The following is a 14,890-nucleotide window of genomic DNA, read 5'->3' as shown; positions in this document are numbered from 1 at the left end:
CGCGCTTGCGATCGCCGCTAGCCCCATGGCGGCGACCCGCTGCACCCGGCCTCGCCGCGCTTGCGATCGCCGCTAGCCCAGGCCGTCCAGTACGGCCCGGGTGCCGGATAAACCCAGCCTGGTGGCGCCGGCGTTCAGCATCGTGAGAGCGTCGGCGGTGGTGCGAATACCGCCGCTCGCCTTCACACCGAGCCGTCCGCCGACCGTCGCAGCCATCACCTCGACGGCGCGCACGGTCGCACCGCCGGCCGGATGAAAGCCCGTCGACGTCTTCACGAAGTCAGCACCGGCGTCCTCGGCGGCGCGGCACACTGCCGCGAGCGTGTGCTCGCCTGCCTGGCCCAGCAGCACCGCCGACTCAACGATCACCTTCAGCACGGCACCGGTGGTGGCCGCGCGTACCGTCGCGATGTCGGCCCGCACTGCATCGACGTCGCCCGCCAGCGCGGCACCGACGTCGATCACCATGTCGATCTCGACCGCTCCGGCGGCGACGGCAGTCGCCGCCTCTTGCGCCTTGACCGCGGAGGAATGCTTGCCCGACGGGAACCCCGCCACCGCCGCGATGCGCACCTCACCGGCGCTGACGGCGACCGGCACCATCGACGGCGATACGCACGCCGCATATGCGCCCAGCTCAGCGGCTTCAGCCACCATCGAGACAACGTCGGCCGCAGTGGCCTCGGGTTTGAGCAGAGTGTGGTCGACGAGTGCCGCCAACTGCTGTCGGGTCGGTTGGTTCGTCATCAGAACGGCTCCTCCGAGCCGCCGGGATTGCAGCCGGCGGCCACCATTTCCGCGTCGTCGACGACCGGCCGCCACGGCTCGAGGTTCCAGCTGGTCTTGCCCGGTTGGGCCAATTCGGCGAACTGCCAATGGCAGACGAACTGCGCCCGCATGCCAGGCGTGTCTGCATCGGGTGATCGCGTGAGAACCTCAGTCCAAGCCTCGTCGACCGCCGACGGCGTACCGGCTTGCCGGGATGCGGCGCGTCCGGATGGAGTCGGATAGACGCGCAAACTGGAAAGCCGACCCCAGTGCACCCACTCGGTGTGGTCCACGAAGGGCGGCGAGTAGGCGGCGGTACCAGGTTCAGCGGCGGCCGTCGGCTGAAAAGGAGCGACGGCAAGCAGCGATAGCAGCACCGCCGCCGGCGCAAAAACCAGAAGTTTCATCCGCTAGTGCGACTTACCCTGCACTTCGAGAAGCTTGGGCCGCACGTCGACCAGGTAAACACCGGTTGCGACCGCGGCAATCGCGATCCCGAGCACACCGAAGAGGAAGCCCAGTACTGAGGTCAGCGCCACGGCGCCGGCGAGAATTATCAACCACACCGGCTTGGTGAGCTTCTCGGCGGCCGTATAGGCGTCGTGCCGCTGCATCGCTGCGTGCACGAACGCGTACACCGACGCCACCAGGACGGCGATCTGCAGCACGTTCATGACGAGATTCACGGTGCGCACGTCATAAGCGTAAGCGGGCACCCTCAAAAACGTCGACTCCGAGCCACCGACGTGCGGTGACTCGGAGTCGAGTTGAGCTTTCCGATCCGAGCCACCCGTCGTGCGGTGACTCGGAGTCGAGTTGAACTTTCCGATCCGAGCCACCCGTCGTGCGGTGACTCGGAGTCGACTTCTAACTATGCGAGTCCGGTGAGACCGGACACCGACTACTTCTGGGTGACCTTCTTGGCGGGAGCCTTCTTGGCCGGGGCCTTCTTGGCGGCCGGAGCCTTCTTGGCCGGAGCCTTCTTGGCCGGGGCAACCTTCTCAACAGCCTCTTCCGCCTTCTTCGGCAGCTCGATGCCGACCAGCTTGGCGGCACGCTCGCCGACCGCACGCGTCTGGTTAGCGACGGTGCCCAGCGCCTCCTGGGTCAGCTCGACGGCCTGGTCCACATAGCCCTCGGCACGCGCAGACGCGTCCTCGAAAGCGGACTGGCTGCGCAGCCGCTCCAGAGCGGCCTCGCCGCGCTCGACCAGCTCGTTGTAGCGGTTGGTGGCGGCGTCCAGGTAGCCCTCGGCGGCCTTACGCAGCTCGTCGGAGGTGAAGCGCTCGCGCAGCTCGGCGACCTGGTCCGGCAGGTCCTCCTGCAGCTTGGTCAGGCGGTCGCGGGTTTCCTCCACCCGGCTGCGGGTGTCGGTGCGGGTCTCTTCGGCCTTCTCACGCAGGTCCTCGGCGCGCTCACGCAGGTTGGTGAGCAGGTCGTTGACGGTGGCCAGAGCCAGGTCAGCCGCACCCAGCGCGGCCAGCAGTGGGGCCTTCAGGTCGTCGATGTTGTTGTTCTCAGCCATTATTAATTTCCTTTCACTGATTTCGTAATTGGCGTTATTAACAAGAGTTTTGGAAGTTGGCGCAAGCGCGGCTCCTTAGGGGGAGGAGTAGTCAAGACCCGCGGATTGACATAGCACGCTACTTGTCGAAAACCTCCTGGTTGGTCGGGTCGGTTGACGGTCGAGTTTGCGGTGGTAGGCACCTATGGCGCCGACTGAACTACCCTAAAACACCTGTTCACTGCGAGTCTCCTTAGCTAGGGGATATTCGCGAAGAATTACCTTGGGCTAATCACCTGGCGGTGGTGGATCACTCGGACACTCCGCCCGAAGAGCTTCGTTCTCCTGGATGAATGACGCGTAGCTGTCCAGCAGAAGTTGCTTTTGACGCTCAGTGATCGCCGTATCGGAGATGATGGCGTCCCGCACCTGACTGGTCTCTCTGGGCTCGAGCATCCCCGCTCGGACGTAGAGGACCTCGGCGGACACCCGGAGCGCTTTCGCGATCTGGTTGAGGACCTCGGCGGACGGCTTGCGCAATCCGCGCTCCACCTGACTCAGGTAAGGATTGCTCACACCGGACTTTGCGGCCAGTTGACGCATTGAGAACTGCGCTGTCTCACGCTGCGACTTGATAAAGCTGCCGATGTCGGAAGCCTTCGCGGACACCGAGGTCTTCGCGGACGCCGCGGACACCTTGGCGTCCGTCTTGTCCTCCGATGACATCTCGACTCCTCGTATCGTTTGATCCGCTTACATGACCAGATTACGAAGAGGTGCTTGCTTTTGCAAGCGGTTGTTAGCTGCGTCTCAGAAGAGCACCTGCGCGACGGCGTAGATCGCCAGACCGGCCAGGGCGCCCACGACAGTCCCATTTATCCGGATAAATTGCAGGTCACGACCCACATGCAGCTCGATGCGCTCACTGGCCTCCGAAGCGTCCCAGCGCTCGATGGTCTCGGTAATGATCGCTGTGATCTCTACCCCATAATGCGAAACCAGGTGCTGAGCCGCGCGCACCATCCAGCCGTCGACCTTGTCGCGCAGCTGCGCGTCGTCGCGCAGCGACTCCCCGATCCGGATCACCGTGTCGGCGATGCGAGTGCGCAAAGTGCTGGACGGGTCGTCGACACCCTCGAGTACCAGGCGCTTCAGCGTCCGCCAGGCGCTCGCAGCCGCGTTGGCGACCTCCTCGCGCGCCATCAACTGCTCCTTGACGGCATCGGCGCGCGCAATGGTGTCCGGATCGTTCTGCAGGTCGTCGGCGAACTCGAAAAGAAACTTGGTCGCGGAGCGCCGCAGTTCGTGATCGGGGTTGCGGCGCACCTTGTCGGTGAAATCCATCAGCTCCCGGTGGATGCGGTCTCCGACCAGGTGATCGACGAAGCGCGGCGACCAGGTCGGCGAGTCCCGCTCGATGACGTTCTGGATGACCACGCCAGCGTTCAGCGACCACTGAAACGCCCGGTCGGCCAACAGCTGGATCAGCGCCTCCTGGCGGTTCTCAGCCAGCAGAGTCTGTAACACCCGGCCCACCGGTGGGCCCCACTGAGGTTCGGCGATGCGTCGGACAATCATCCGGTCGATTACCTGCTGCACGTCCTCATCGCGCAGCAGTTCCACCCCGACACGCAGCACTGTCGCAGCCTCGGCCGCTACCCGTTGCGCGTGCGGCGGGTCAGCGAGCCATTTACCCAACCGACTCGGCACCTGAGCATCACGCAGCTTGGTCTCCACGACCTCGGCCGACAAGAAGTTCTCGCGCACGAAGGTGCCCAAGCCCTCGCCCAGCTGGTCCTTCTTGCGCTTGATGATCGCCGTGTGCGGGATCGGAATGCCCAACGGATGCTTGAACAACGCAGTCACCGCGAACCAGTCCGCCAGGGCGCCCACCATGCCCGCCTCCGAAGCGGCGCCTACGTAGCCGACCCAAACCGGTGCGGCGCCTTGCGCCTGCGCCCACCGGCAGACCAGGAATACCACCGTCGCACCGATAAGGAAGCTCAGTGCCATCGCCTTCATCCGGCGCAGTGCCGCCCGGCGTTCCCCATCGGCCTCGCTGTCGGCACCGGCGAAAGATTCCGCGAACGAGGAGCGGGGCGCACTCGTCTCAACTGACCGCGCGCTCACGCGTGAACTCGAGGTTTCCCCTGCCGGCAAGGCTCCGTCTGACACCACACCATCATCCGCTATCACAGTCACCGGTTAGTGTTACCCACACTGGTCGGAGGGCTCACGCACTGTGGTCAACCCGACGAGCGCGAGTCGGCAAGCCGTATCATCGATCCGTCAATGTACTGAATGGGAATCGGCGACAGTGGCAGAGCACATCCCCGCTCGGACGGCCAAGACCGACGGCCGCAAGCGGCGCTGGCACCAGCACAAGGTGGAGCGTCGTAACGAACTTGTCGACGGCACCATCGAGGCGATTCGCCGTCAGAGCCGCTTCCTGAGCATGGACGAGATCGCCGCCGAGATCGGTGTGTCCAAAACCGTGCTGTATCGCTACTTCGTCGACAAGAACGATCTGACGACCGCCGTGATGATGCGGTTCGCACAGACCACCCTGATCCCCAATATGGCCGCAGCGCTGTCGTCGAACCTGGACGGCTACGACCTGACCCGCGAAGTGATCCGTGTCTATGTGGATACCATGGCCGCCGAGCCGGAGCCGTACGGCTTCGTGATGGCGAACAGTTCGGGCAGCAAGAGCAAGGTCATCGCCGACTCCGAACGGATCATCGCCCGCATGATCGCGGTGATGCTGCGTCGCCGCATGCAGGAGACGGGCATCGACACGGGCGGAGTTGAGCCGTGGGCTTACCTGATCGTCGGCGGCGTGCAACTGGCGACCCACTCGTGGATGTCCAACCCCCGGATGACCAGCGACGAGCTGATCGACTACTTGACGATGCTGAGCTGGAGCGCCCTGTGTGGGATCGTCGAAGCCGGCGGATCGCTGGAGAAATTTCGAGATCAACCTCACCCTTCACCGGTCCTGCCGATGTTGAAGCCGCTCGAAGAGGATTAAGGCTGCAGGGTGGTCGGAGCCTATATTCCGTCGCGGATCGCAGTTTTTGAGAAACGCGCGTGAATCCCGTGTTGGCTCACATGTGGACCAAGATGGCGACTAGGACCGTTGGCAACCGTTACGCTGCATGAGGTGCATCGGGGGTCGTGCTTGACGATTCGTTGTTGATCAGCCCCAGGCCCCCCGATCGACAGAAAGGCTGATTTCGTTATGGCTGTGCAGCTCACGCCGCATTTCGGCAATGTGCAGGCGCACTACGACTTATCCGATGAGTTCTTCCAGCTGTTCCTGGACCCCACCCAGACCTACAGCTGTGCTTACTTCGAGCGCGACGACATGACGCTGCACGAAGCCCAGCTGGCCAAGATCGACCTGGCGCTGGGCAAGCTGAACCTCGAGCCCGGCATGACCCTGCTCGACATCGGCTGCGGCTGGGGTGCCACCATGCGGCGCGCCATCGAGAAGTACGACGTCAACGTCGTGGGACTCACGTTGTCTGCGAACCAGGCCAACTACGTCCAGAAGAAGTTCGACGAACTGGACACCCCCCGCTCCCGGCGAGTGCTGCTGGAGGGCTGGGAGAAGTTTCACGAACCCGTTGACCGCATCGTCTCGATCGGCGCGTTCGAGCACTTCGGCCGCCATCGCTACCGGCGCTTTTTCAAGATGGCCAACGAAGTTCTGCCGAGTGACGGCATCATGTTGCTGCACACCATCCTGCGACTGTCGATGCGGGAGGCGCGCGCCAAAGGCCTGCCGTTGACCCACGAAATCGTGCACTTCAGCCAGTTCATCCTGGCCGAGATCTTCCCGGGCGGTGACCTGCCCACGGTTGATGTGGTCGAAGAGCAGGCCGAGGCGGCCGGCTTCAAGATGCAGCGGATCCAGTCCCTGCAACTGCACTACGCCCGGACCCTGGAGATCTGGGCTGCCGCGTTGGAGTCACGGAAAGACGAGGCCATCGCCGTTCAGTCGGAATTGGTCTACGACCGCTACATGAAGTACCTGCTGGGCTGCGCGAAGCTGTTCCGCGACGGTTACACCGACGTCGATCAATTCACCCTGGCGAAGTAGCCAAAGACGAGGGCGGGGGCAATCGGGGCATACGCTCCGAGCACCCCCGCCGTCAGTCGATCGCCTTACTTGGCGAGCGTGAACTGCCCTATGTTGCAGACGCCCTTATTGAAGAAGTTTTCGCAACCGGTCAAGTAGTGCATGTACTTGTCATAGATTTCTTCGGACTGTAGCGCGATAGCTTCGTCCTTTTTGGCTTCCAGATTCTCGGCCCAGATGTGCAGTGTGCGCGCGTAATGCTCTCCCAGCAAATGCATTCTTTCCACGGAATAGCCGATATGCTGCGCATGCGCGAAGATATCTTCCTGCGCTGGCAACTGCCCACCCGGAAAAATCTCCTGACCGATGAACCGCATAAATCGAATGTCGGTCATGGTCAACGCGACACCGCGCTCATGTTGCTGCTTCTGGGTGTACGTTAGAATCGTGTGCAACAGCATCCGGCCGTCGTCGGGAAGAATATTGAAAGAACGTTCAAAGAAGGCACCGTAGCGCTCTGACTTGAACGCCTCGAAAGCACCGATCGTGACGATGCGGTCGACTTTGTCCTCGAACTCTTCCCAACCCTGCAGCCTTACCTCGATGGTGCGCTCGGTGGGAATCTTTGCGAGTCTTTTCTTGCTGTATTCAAATTGATTGCGACTGAGCGTGATCCCGATGACGTTCACATCGAACTTCTCGACCGCCCGCTGCAGCGCACCGCCCCAACCACAACCGATGTCGAGCACCGTCATGCCGGGTTCCAGATTCAATTTGCCCAGCGCCAGGTCGAACTTGGCGTTCGATGCCTCTTCCAGCGTCATGTCGTCGCGCTCGAAGTAAGCGCACGTGTACGCCATCGTGGGGTCTAAGAATAAAGCGAAAAATTCGTCTGAAACATCGTAGATAGATTGCGACTATTCGCAGTACGGATTCAAATTAGTCATGCCCGATGAATACCTCTCCGTCCGTTTGATCGCAGAAAATAATACCCGATTCCGGACACAACTCGTTGCACGACGCGGACTGGCGCGCGGGCGCGACCCTGCCCTTTTAATATCGGTAAAAGCCCTGACCGGATTTCTTACCCAACAAGCCCGCCTCAACCATTCGCTGCAATAGCGGCGGTGGGCCATAGAGCGGTTCTTTGAATTCCTCGTACATCTTATCGGCGATTAGTTTGAGAGTGTCGAGACCAACGAGGTCCGACAGCTTCAATGGGCCCATTGGGTGCGACAACCCCGCGACGATCGCTTTGTCGACGTCTTCGACAGTCGCGAATCCGGCCTCGACCATCCGGACCGCCGAGAGCAGGTAGGGCACCAGCAGCGCGTTGACCACGAATCCAGACCGGTCAGAGCAGCGCACAACTTGTTTGCCCAGCACGGCACTGGCAAATTCCTCGGTGCGTGCGGCGGCACCCTCGTCGGTCACCAGTGTGCTGACCAGCTCGACCAGCGGCAGCACGGGGACCGGGTTGAAGAAATGCAGACCGAGCACTCGCTTCGGGTTCTTGGTGGCTGCGGCGATTTTCATGATCGGAATGCTGGAGGTATTCGATGCAAGGACCGCTTCGGGATCGGTGATCACCCGATCCAATTCAGCGAAGACGCCGGCCTTCACTTTCTCGTCTTCGATAATCGCCTCAATCACCAGTTGCCGATCGGCGAGGTCACCGAGGTCGGTGGTGAACGTCAGCAGACTGAGAGCATGGTCGCGCTCCCGCTCAGTCACCTTGCCCCGGCTGACGCCGCGCTCCAGCGACTGGACGATGCGATTGCGGCCCGCGGTGACCAACGCCTCGGTGGTCTCGAACACGGTCACGCCGACACCCGCGCGTATCGACACTTCGGCAATGCCGGCACCCATCTGGCCGGCCCCGACAACACCTACGCGCTGGATTGCTGCGTCACTCACTTATTTCTCCAGATGAATTTCGACAAGGGTTCGCCACGGAATAGTCCTGCATCGCAATAAGCCCCGCCCAGGGTGGCCGGGCGGGGCCTATGCTACTTCAGCGCGAGCGGGGGGTCGCCCTGCTCGGCACTGGTCTCACTCGCGAGCAGACGCAAAGTCGCATCACTTGGGCTGTAAGAGTGCGACTCTGCGTCTGTTCGGTTCGGGGGTTTATCGCCTAGTGGCCTAATCCCTAGTGAAACTGACCCTCTTCGGTGGAACCGGCCAGAGCCGTGGTGGAGGAGGTCGGGTCCACAGTGGTGGCGATCCGGTCGAAGTAACCGGCGCCCACCTCGCGCTGGTGCTTGGTGGCGGTGTAGCCGCGCTCCTCGGCTGCGAACTCGCGCTCCTGCAGCTCGACGTAGGCACTCATCTGACGGCGGGCGTAGCCGTGGGCCAGATCGAACATCGAGTAGTTGAGGGCGTGGAAGCCGGCCAGCGTGATGAACTGGAACTTGAAGCCCATCGCACCGAGCTCCTTCTGGAACTTCGCGATGGTCTCGTCGTCGAGGTGCTGCTTCCAGTTGAACGACGGCGAGCAGTTGTAGGCCAGCAGCTGGTCGGGGAACTCGGACTTGACGCCCTCGGCGAACTTCTTGGCCAGCTCCAGGTCCGGAGTACCGGTCTCCATCCAGATCAGGTCGGAGTAAGGCGCGTAGGCCTTGGCGCGGGCGATGCAGGGCTCGAGACCGTTCTTGATCCGGTAGAAGCCCTCGTTGGTGCGCTCACCGGTGATGAACGGACGGTCCCGCTCGTCAACGTCGGAGGTGATCAGCGTGGCAGCCTCGGCGTCGGTCCGGGCGATGACAACGGTCGGGACGTCCGCGACGTCAGAGGCAAGCCGGGCCGAGGTCAGGGTACGGATGTGCTGCTGAGTCGGGATTAGCACCTTGCCACCCAGGTGGCCACACTTCTTCTCCGAGGCCAACTGGTCCTCCCAGTGCGAGCCCGCGACACCGGCGGCGATCATCGCCTTCTGCAGTTCGTAGACGTTGAGCGCGCCACCGAAGCCGGCCTCACCGTCGGCGACGATCGGGGCCAACCAGTTGTCGATCGAAGTGTCGCCCTCGACCTTGGCGATCTCATCAGCGCGCAGCAGCGCGTTGTTGATGCGGCGAACGACCTGCGGCACCGAGTTGGCCGGGTAGAGGCTCTGGTCCGGGTAGGTGTGGCCGGACAAGTTAGCGTCACCCGCGACCTGCCAACCCGAGAGGTAGATGGCCTTGAGGCCCGCGCGCACCTGCTGGACGGCCATGTTGCCGGTCAAAGCGCCAAGCGCGTTGACGAAGTCCATCTCGTGCAGTTGCTCCCAGAGCACCTCGGCGCCACGACGGGCGAGAGTGCTTTCCTCGACGACGTGGCCTTGCAGCGCGACGACGTCCTGGGGCGTGTAGGTACGGGTAATGCCCTTCCAGCGGGGGTTGTGGTCCCAGTCGTGCTGGATTGCCTCAGCGCTCTTGGGGGTACCGACGACAGACATAGGACAGCTCCTTAACGATCACTACTTGCTGAATTTGCGAGTCCACCGCCACCGTCCGGCGGCTGAAAGGTCTCCCGAAAGGACCTCGTGGGCTCAACTTCACTGACGTGCTAACACGACCATGGCACAGTACATTCCTGCAGGTCCACCCATTTCACTTGCAAATTTCGGCCACGACTTACGAGTGTTTTGCGAATCTTGCGAAGCCGCAAATAAACTGAACCGGTTCAGAAGCTACCGAGGGGTAACAAGAACCGCAGGTCAACACCAATTTAACAGAACGCTTGTCCGGTTAGAGAGCGAAGAGCGCGGCGACGGCTTTCGTGTCGTCGCCAACCGCATATGTGAGCGTTGTAACAGTTCGGTCGAGGAGTCCGGGACCGAACTTCTCGGTCGAACCGGCCGGGTGGACGTGGGAGATGATCTCCAACTTGTCGCCCAGCGCGACCGCCGCCTCGTGCTCGATGGTCACCCGCAGCGGCGCGTCCAACAGTTCTGGATGCGACGCCAGATAGTCCTCGATCACGCTCCAGTACACGGAGTTGTTCATGTGGTCGAACAAGTCGATATCGGTCACCCGAACCGGGAACTCGTGGATCTCGGTTGCGTCCTCACGGCTACCCGGCTTCAGGTAGCCCTTCCAGCGCAGCCGATCCACAGACGTCGTCTTGTGCAGAGCTGCCAGGAAGTCGTCGGCGATACGCGACGGCGTCTCGGTCTCTCTGTTGACGTGAATCCAGAAGGCCTCGGACTCGATCAGGCCACCCTTGCGGCCGTCGATCCGGACCCGCATTTCACACCAGCGGTTCGAGCTGCCCGAGCACCAGCGCCGGCACCGCAGCAAGTCCTGAAACTCGATTGGACGGATGAAGTCCACCATGGTGCGGCGGACGATCCACAGCGGGTGAGTTTCCTCGAACCCCATCTCGCGGAGCTGGTCCTGGCCGATGTCCTGGATGTGCCGGCACGCCGCGTCCAGACGCAGCCGTCCCGTCCGGTTGATGTCGCCGACCCGCAGCGGCCACTCACGACCGAAGACATGGGAGTTTCCGTCAGGCACGGGCATCAGTTGTTTGTCCAGGCTCACGGCTCCGCTCCCCGTTTCCTCCTCTGCGACCCCCAGGTGTGCCCAGAGACTTCGTTGCGAATCATGCCAACGACATCTCCGAAATACCAACCCAAACCGTCTTGCCAAGTCTGCAAAGCGCACCTTCACAAACGCGAGTACGCTGCTTGAAGTGTCCAAGACGTATGTCGGCGCACGCGTCCGCCAGCTCCGCAGCGAGCGCGGATTCAGCCAGGCCGCGCTGGCGCAAATGCTGGATATCTCGCCGAGCTACCTCAACCAGATCGAGCACGATGTCCGCCCGCTGACGGTCGCCGTGCTGCTGCGGATCACTGAGGTGTTCGGCGTGGACGCGACCTTCTTCGCCTCCCAGGACGACACCCGATTGGTTGCCGAGCTCCGCGAGGTGACCATGGAGCGCGATCTGGGCATCGATGTCGACCCGACTGAGATTGCCGAAATGGTCAACTCGCACCCAGCTCTGGCACGGGCGGTGGTGAACCTGCACCGGCGCTACCGCATCACGACCGCGCAGCTCGCCGCCGCCACCGAGGAACGGTTTTCCGACGGCAGCAGCGGCACCGGGTCGATCACCATGCCGCATGAAGAGGTGCGCGACTACTTCTATGAGCGTCAGAACTACCTACACGAACTGGACACCGCCGCCGAGGAACTGACCGTCAAGATGCGGATGCACCATGCCGACTTGATCAGCGAGCTCACCCGCAGGCTCAGCGAGGTACACGGGGTGCACGTCACCAGACGCATCGACCTGGGCGATTCGGTGTTGCACCGCTACGACCCCGCCAGCAAGACCCTGGAGATCAGCAATCACCTCGCACCGGGACAACAGGTGTTCAAGATGGCCGCCGAGCTGGCCTACCTCGAGTTCGGCGACCTGATCGACGGCTTGGTCGAGCAGGGCAACTTCACCAGCGACGAGTCGCGCACGCTGGCACGGCTCGGACTGGCGAATTACTTCGCTGCGGCCACCGTGCTGCCCTACCGGCAGTTCCACGACGTTGCCGAGAATTTCCGCTACGACGTCGAACGGCTGTCGGCGTTCTATTCGGTGAGCTTCGAGACCATCGCGCACCGGCTCTCTACGCTGCAGCGACCGGCGGTGCGGGGCGTTCCGCTCACGTTCGTCCGGGTCGACCGTGCGGGCAACATGTCAAAACGACAGTCGGCCACCGGTTTTCACTTCTCGTCAACTGGGGGCACCTGCCCGTTGTGGAATGTGTACGAGACTTTCGCGAACCCGGGCAAGATCCTGGTTCAGATCGCTCAGATGCCCGACGGCCGCAATTATCTGTGGGTGGCCCGCACCGTAGAGCGGCGTGCGGCGCGGTATGGTCAGCCCGGAAAGACCTTCGCGATCGGGCTTGGCTGCGAACTTCGCCACGCACACCGACTCGTCTACTCGGAAGGACTCGACTTGTCGGGCGACCCGAAGATTGCCGCCACACCGATCGGCGCCGGTTGCCGAGTCTGCGAACGGGATAACTGTCCGCAACGGGCCTTCCCCGCACTCGGGCGTGCGCTCGATCTCAACGAACACCGCAGCACGGTGTCCCCCTACCTGGTTCAGCAGGCATGACCGGCAATCAGATCGCTCGAATACCGTCCGGCCGCTTTCGCCAACTGGGCCCCATCAACTGGGTGGTGGCCAAACTGGCGGCGCGCAAGGTCCGGGCTCCGGAGATGCACCTGTTCACCACATTGGGTTCGCGTCAGGCGCTGTTCTGGACGTGGGCAATCTATTCCGGCCGTCTGCTGCGGGGCCGGCTGCCGACGATCGACACCGAGTTGATCATCTTGCGGGTAGCGCATTTACGGTCCTGCGAGTACGAACTGCAGCACCATCGCGGGATGGCCCGTCAGGCGGGACTCGATGCGCAGACGCAAGCCACGATTTTCGCGTTTCCTGACCATCCCGACGCCGACGGCCCGCGGCGGGTGCTCAGCGCCCGACAGCGCGCGTTGCTTGCGGCCACCGACGAGCTGATCAAGGATCGGTCTATCACCGCCGAGACGTGGCGGCAGCTCGCCACGCATCTCAACCGGGCTCGACTCATCGAATTCTGCATGCTCGCAACACAATACGACGCCTTGGCCGCGACAATCACGGCGCTGGAGATCCCGTTGGACAATCCTCGCTGAATCAGAGGTAGATGTTGGCCAACAGAGCCAACGTCAGTATCACGGGGACGACCGGTACACCGAACGCGAAAGCCGACCACCCGGCCTTGCGGCGCCAGCGCATCAGCAGGCCCCCGATGACGGCGCCGACCACCAGCGCGGCCGACAGCACCGCCACCGCCAGGCTCCACCTGGCCACCGTCGTGACGTCGTCGCCGATCGTGATGGCAGCAAGCCAGAGCACATAGCCGGCGATCAGGCCGCCTATCGCGCCGACGATCTTTTGGGGGGTCTGCGTTGGCATGCTCTAGAAGTTGATCATGTGGCCGATGAGGCCATGGAAGCATTCCTGCAGCGCCTCGGACATGGTCGGGTGGGTGTGCACGTTGCGGGCGAGTTCAGTGGCGGTGAGGTCCCACTTCTGCGCCAGCGTGAGCTCGGGCAACAACTCGGACACATCGTGGCCGACCAGGTGCCCACCGATCAGTTCGCCGTACTTGGCGTCGGCGATCAGCTTGACAAATCCGCTGGGGTCGCCCACGCCGTGCGCCTTCGCGTTCGCGGTGAAGGGGAACTTGGCCACCACCACGTCGTAGCCTTCGTCGCGGGCCTGCTCCTCGGTGAGCCCGAAGCTGGCGACATTGGGCTGGCAGAACGTCGCGCGCGGCAGCATCCGGTAGTCACCGAGCTCCAAAGTCTCTGCGCCCGCGATGGTTTCGGCCGCAACCACACCCTGCGCCTCAGCCACGTGGGCCAACTGGAGCTTGCCGGTGACGTCGCCGATCGCGTAGATATGCGGCACGGAAGTCTGCATGTGATCGGTGATGCCGATGGCCTTGCGGTCGGTCAGCTCAACCCCGGCCTTGTCCAGGCCGTAGCCCTCGACGTTGGGCGCAAACCCGATGGCCTGCAACACCTTCTCGGCCTTGAGTTCCTCTGACTTGTCGCCCTTACTGACGGCAATGGTGACTTCGGAACCGTTGTCGGTAATGGATTCGACCTTGGTGCCGGTGAGGATCTTGACGCCGAGTTTCTTGAACTGCTTCTCGACTTCCTTCGACGCGTCGGCATCCTCGTTCGGCAGCGCACGTGGCAGGAATTCCACGATGGTCACGTCGACGCCGTAGTTCTTCAGGACGTAGCCGAACTCCATGCCGATGGCGCCGGCGCCGGCGATGACAATCGATTTCGGCAGTTCCCTGGTCAGAATCAGCTTCTCGTAGGTGACCACGTTTTCCGACAGCGAGGTGCCGGGTACCAGCCGGGTGCTGCTGCCGGTAGCGATGATGGCGTTGTCGAAGGTGACCGTCTCGGTTCCTCCGTCGTTGAGGTCAACCTCAATGGTGTTGGCGTCGGTGAACTTGCCGTACCCGTTGATCTCGGTGATCTTGTTCTTCTTCATCAGGAAGTGCACTCCGGCCACCCGGCCCTCGGCCACTTTGCGGCTGCGGTCGAACGCGACGCCGAAGTCGAAGGTCACTTCACCGCTGATGCCGAAGACCTTGGCCTCTTTGGTGAAGATGTGGGCGAGTTCGGCATTGCGCAGCAACGCTTTCGACGGAATGCAACCGATATTGAGGCAGACGCCGCCCCAATATTTCGGTTCGATGATTGCGGTGTTCAACCCGAGCTGTGCGGCGCGAATGGCTGCGACATATCCGCCGGGACCTGCTCCGAGAACGACGACGTCATAGTGGGTCACGGCCCCTACCTTAGTGGTGATCGCAAGCCCCGCGCTGCGGGGCGCAGCGGGTCGCCACCATCCAACCCCGCTGTGATCGCAAGCGCCGCGTAGCGGGGCGCAGCGGGTCACCACCATCCAACCCCGCTGTGATCGCAAGCGCCGCGTAGCGGGGCGCAGCGGGTCACCACCATCCAACCCCGCTGTGA

The 14,890-nt window shown here is 62.7% G+C and carries 16 protein-coding genes; 4 read left to right on the top strand and 12 right to left on the bottom strand.

All coding sequences use genetic code 11. The features are described 5' to 3' along the window. Positions 1 to 72: 72 nt before the first annotated feature. The 6 genes from deoC to ACZY1I_RS00280 all read right to left on the bottom strand — a co-directional run bounded on the left by deoC (position 73) and on the right by ACZY1I_RS00280 (position 4,402). A complete protein-coding gene (gene deoC / locus ACZY1I_RS00305) occupies positions 73 to 747 on the bottom strand; it encodes a deoxyribose-phosphate aldolase (protein ID WP_463752313.1) in 675 nt (224 codons plus the stop codon). Next, positions 747 to 1,175 (bottom strand): DUF2599 domain-containing protein, encoded by a 429-nt coding sequence (locus ACZY1I_RS00300; protein ID WP_463752312.1) that lies wholly within the window; start codon positions 1,173 to 1,175, stop codon positions 747 to 749. The genes deoC and ACZY1I_RS00300 overlap by 1 nt, the downstream gene beginning before the upstream one ends. 3 nt (positions 1,176 to 1,178) lie before the next feature. After that, positions 1,179 to 1,442, bottom strand: coding sequence for a DUF2516 family protein (locus tag ACZY1I_RS00295; RefSeq protein ID WP_463753430.1), 264 nt, complete (start codon positions 1,440 to 1,442; stop codon positions 1,179 to 1,181). 227 nt (positions 1,443 to 1,669) lie between these two features. Beyond that, on the bottom strand, positions 1,670 to 2,293 hold the full coding sequence (locus tag ACZY1I_RS00290; protein WP_463752311.1) for a heparin-binding hemagglutinin: 624 nt from the start codon (positions 2,291 to 2,293) through the stop codon (positions 1,670 to 1,672). Between the two features lie 267 nt (positions 2,294 to 2,560). Next, positions 2,561 to 2,998, bottom strand: coding sequence for a helix-turn-helix domain-containing protein (locus ACZY1I_RS00285; RefSeq protein ID WP_463752310.1), 438 nt, complete (start codon positions 2,996 to 2,998; stop codon positions 2,561 to 2,563). 84 nt (positions 2,999 to 3,082) lie between these two features. Then, the gene (locus ACZY1I_RS00280; protein ID WP_463752309.1) at positions 3,083 to 4,402 is read right to left on the bottom strand and encodes a DUF445 domain-containing protein; all 1,320 of its coding nucleotides are present in this window, start codon (positions 4,400 to 4,402) and stop codon (positions 3,083 to 3,085) included. 187 nt (positions 4,403 to 4,589) lie between these two features. On the opposite strand from ACZY1I_RS00280, the gene ACZY1I_RS00275 reads away from it, so the two are divergent. Beyond that, entirely contained in the window at positions 4,590 to 5,303 is a 714-nt protein-coding gene (locus ACZY1I_RS00275) for a TetR/AcrR family transcriptional regulator (protein ID WP_463752308.1), read from the top strand. Between the two features lie 210 nt (positions 5,304 to 5,513). Further along, positions 5,514 to 6,377, top strand: coding sequence for a cyclopropane mycolic acid synthase family methyltransferase (locus ACZY1I_RS00270; RefSeq protein WP_463752307.1), 864 nt, complete (start codon positions 5,514 to 5,516; stop codon positions 6,375 to 6,377). A gap of 65 nt (positions 6,378 to 6,442) precedes the next feature. Here the strand turns inward: ACZY1I_RS00270 and ACZY1I_RS00265 are convergent, their stop codons facing one another. From ACZY1I_RS00265 to ACZY1I_RS00250, 4 genes are all read right to left on the bottom strand, one after another. Next, positions 6,443 to 7,264 carry a cyclopropane mycolic acid synthase family methyltransferase gene (locus ACZY1I_RS00265; RefSeq protein ID WP_463753429.1) on the bottom strand — a complete coding sequence of 274 codons (822 nt, stop codon included), beginning with the start codon at positions 7,262 to 7,264 and terminating at the stop codon, positions 6,443 to 6,445. Positions 7,265 to 7,409: 145 nt separating this feature from the next. Further along, a complete protein-coding gene (locus ACZY1I_RS00260; protein WP_463752306.1) occupies positions 7,410 to 8,273 on the bottom strand; it encodes a 3-hydroxybutyryl-CoA dehydrogenase in 864 nt (287 codons plus the stop codon). A 232-nt stretch (positions 8,274 to 8,505) separates the two neighbouring features. Further along, positions 8,506 to 9,792 carry an isocitrate lyase gene (gene aceA, locus ACZY1I_RS00255; protein ID WP_463752305.1) on the bottom strand — a complete coding sequence of 429 codons (1,287 nt, stop codon included), beginning with the start codon at positions 9,790 to 9,792 and terminating at the stop codon, positions 8,506 to 8,508. A gap of 292 nt (positions 9,793 to 10,084) precedes the next feature. Then, positions 10,085 to 10,879, bottom strand: coding sequence for an acyl-ACP thioesterase domain-containing protein (locus tag ACZY1I_RS00250; RefSeq protein WP_463752304.1), 795 nt, complete (start codon positions 10,877 to 10,879; stop codon positions 10,085 to 10,087). A 151-nt stretch (positions 10,880 to 11,030) separates the two neighbouring features. Between ACZY1I_RS00250 and ramB the strand changes: the two genes are divergently transcribed. Then, the gene (gene ramB / locus ACZY1I_RS00245; protein ID WP_463752303.1) at positions 11,031 to 12,458 is read left to right on the top strand and encodes an acetate metabolism transcriptional regulator RamB; all 1,428 of its coding nucleotides are present in this window, start codon (positions 11,031 to 11,033) and stop codon (positions 12,456 to 12,458) included. Then, positions 12,455 to 13,021 carry a carboxymuconolactone decarboxylase family protein gene (locus ACZY1I_RS00240; RefSeq protein ID WP_463752302.1) on the top strand — a complete coding sequence of 189 codons (567 nt, stop codon included), beginning with the start codon at positions 12,455 to 12,457 and terminating at the stop codon, positions 13,019 to 13,021. Before ramB ends, ACZY1I_RS00240 begins: the two co-directional genes overlap by 4 nt. Before the next feature lies 1 nt (position 13,022). Here ACZY1I_RS00240 and ACZY1I_RS00235 read toward each other — a convergent pair whose 3' ends face one another. Both ACZY1I_RS00235 and lpdA read right to left on the bottom strand, forming a co-directional pair. Further along, complete coding sequence (locus ACZY1I_RS00235; RefSeq protein ID WP_463752301.1) at positions 13,023 to 13,304, bottom strand: hypothetical protein; 282 nt, start codon at positions 13,302 to 13,304, stop codon at positions 13,023 to 13,025. A 3-nt stretch (positions 13,305 to 13,307) separates the two neighbouring features. Next, complete coding sequence (lpdA, locus tag ACZY1I_RS00230) at positions 13,308 to 14,702, bottom strand: dihydrolipoyl dehydrogenase (protein WP_463752300.1); 1,395 nt, start codon at positions 14,700 to 14,702, stop codon at positions 13,308 to 13,310. Between the last annotated feature and the right edge of the window lie 188 nt (positions 14,703 to 14,890).

The sequence above is a fragment of the Mycobacterium sp. IDUB_37 genome (assembly GCF_055419245.1).
This window is presented reverse-complemented; position numbering and strand designations above follow the sequence as displayed.

What these genes read in the sequence shown, in the direction of transcription:
- ACZY1I_RS00270 (WP_463752307.1), top strand. Translation starts at nt 5,514, where the DNA reads ATGGCTGTGCAGCTCACGCCGCATTTCGGCAATGTGCAGGCGCACTAC.
- ACZY1I_RS00295 (WP_463753430.1), bottom strand. Translation starts at nt 1,442, where the DNA reads ATGAACGTGCTGCAGATCGCCGTCCTGGTGGCGTCGGTGTACGCGTTC.
- ACZY1I_RS00290 (WP_463752311.1), bottom strand. Translation starts at nt 2,293, where the DNA reads ATGGCTGAGAACAACAACATCGACGACCTGAAGGCCCCACTGCTGGCC.
- ACZY1I_RS00300 (WP_463752312.1), bottom strand. Translation starts at nt 1,175, where the DNA reads ATGAAACTTCTGGTTTTTGCGCCGGCGGCGGTGCTGCTATCGCTGCTT.
- aceA (WP_463752305.1), bottom strand. Translation starts at nt 9,792, where the DNA reads ATGTCTGTCGTCGGTACCCCCAAGAGCGCTGAGGCAATCCAGCACGAC.
- ACZY1I_RS00240 (WP_463752302.1), top strand. Translation starts at nt 12,455, where the DNA reads ATGACCGGCAATCAGATCGCTCGAATACCGTCCGGCCGCTTTCGCCAA.
- ACZY1I_RS00285 (WP_463752310.1), bottom strand. Translation starts at nt 2,998, where the DNA reads ATGTCATCGGAGGACAAGACGGACGCCAAGGTGTCCGCGGCGTCCGCG.
- ACZY1I_RS00235 (WP_463752301.1), bottom strand. Translation starts at nt 13,304, where the DNA reads ATGCCAACGCAGACCCCCCAAAAGATCGTCGGCGCGATAGGCGGCCTG.
- deoC (WP_463752313.1), bottom strand. Translation starts at nt 747, where the DNA reads ATGACGAACCAACCGACCCGACAGCAGTTGGCGGCACTCGTCGACCAC.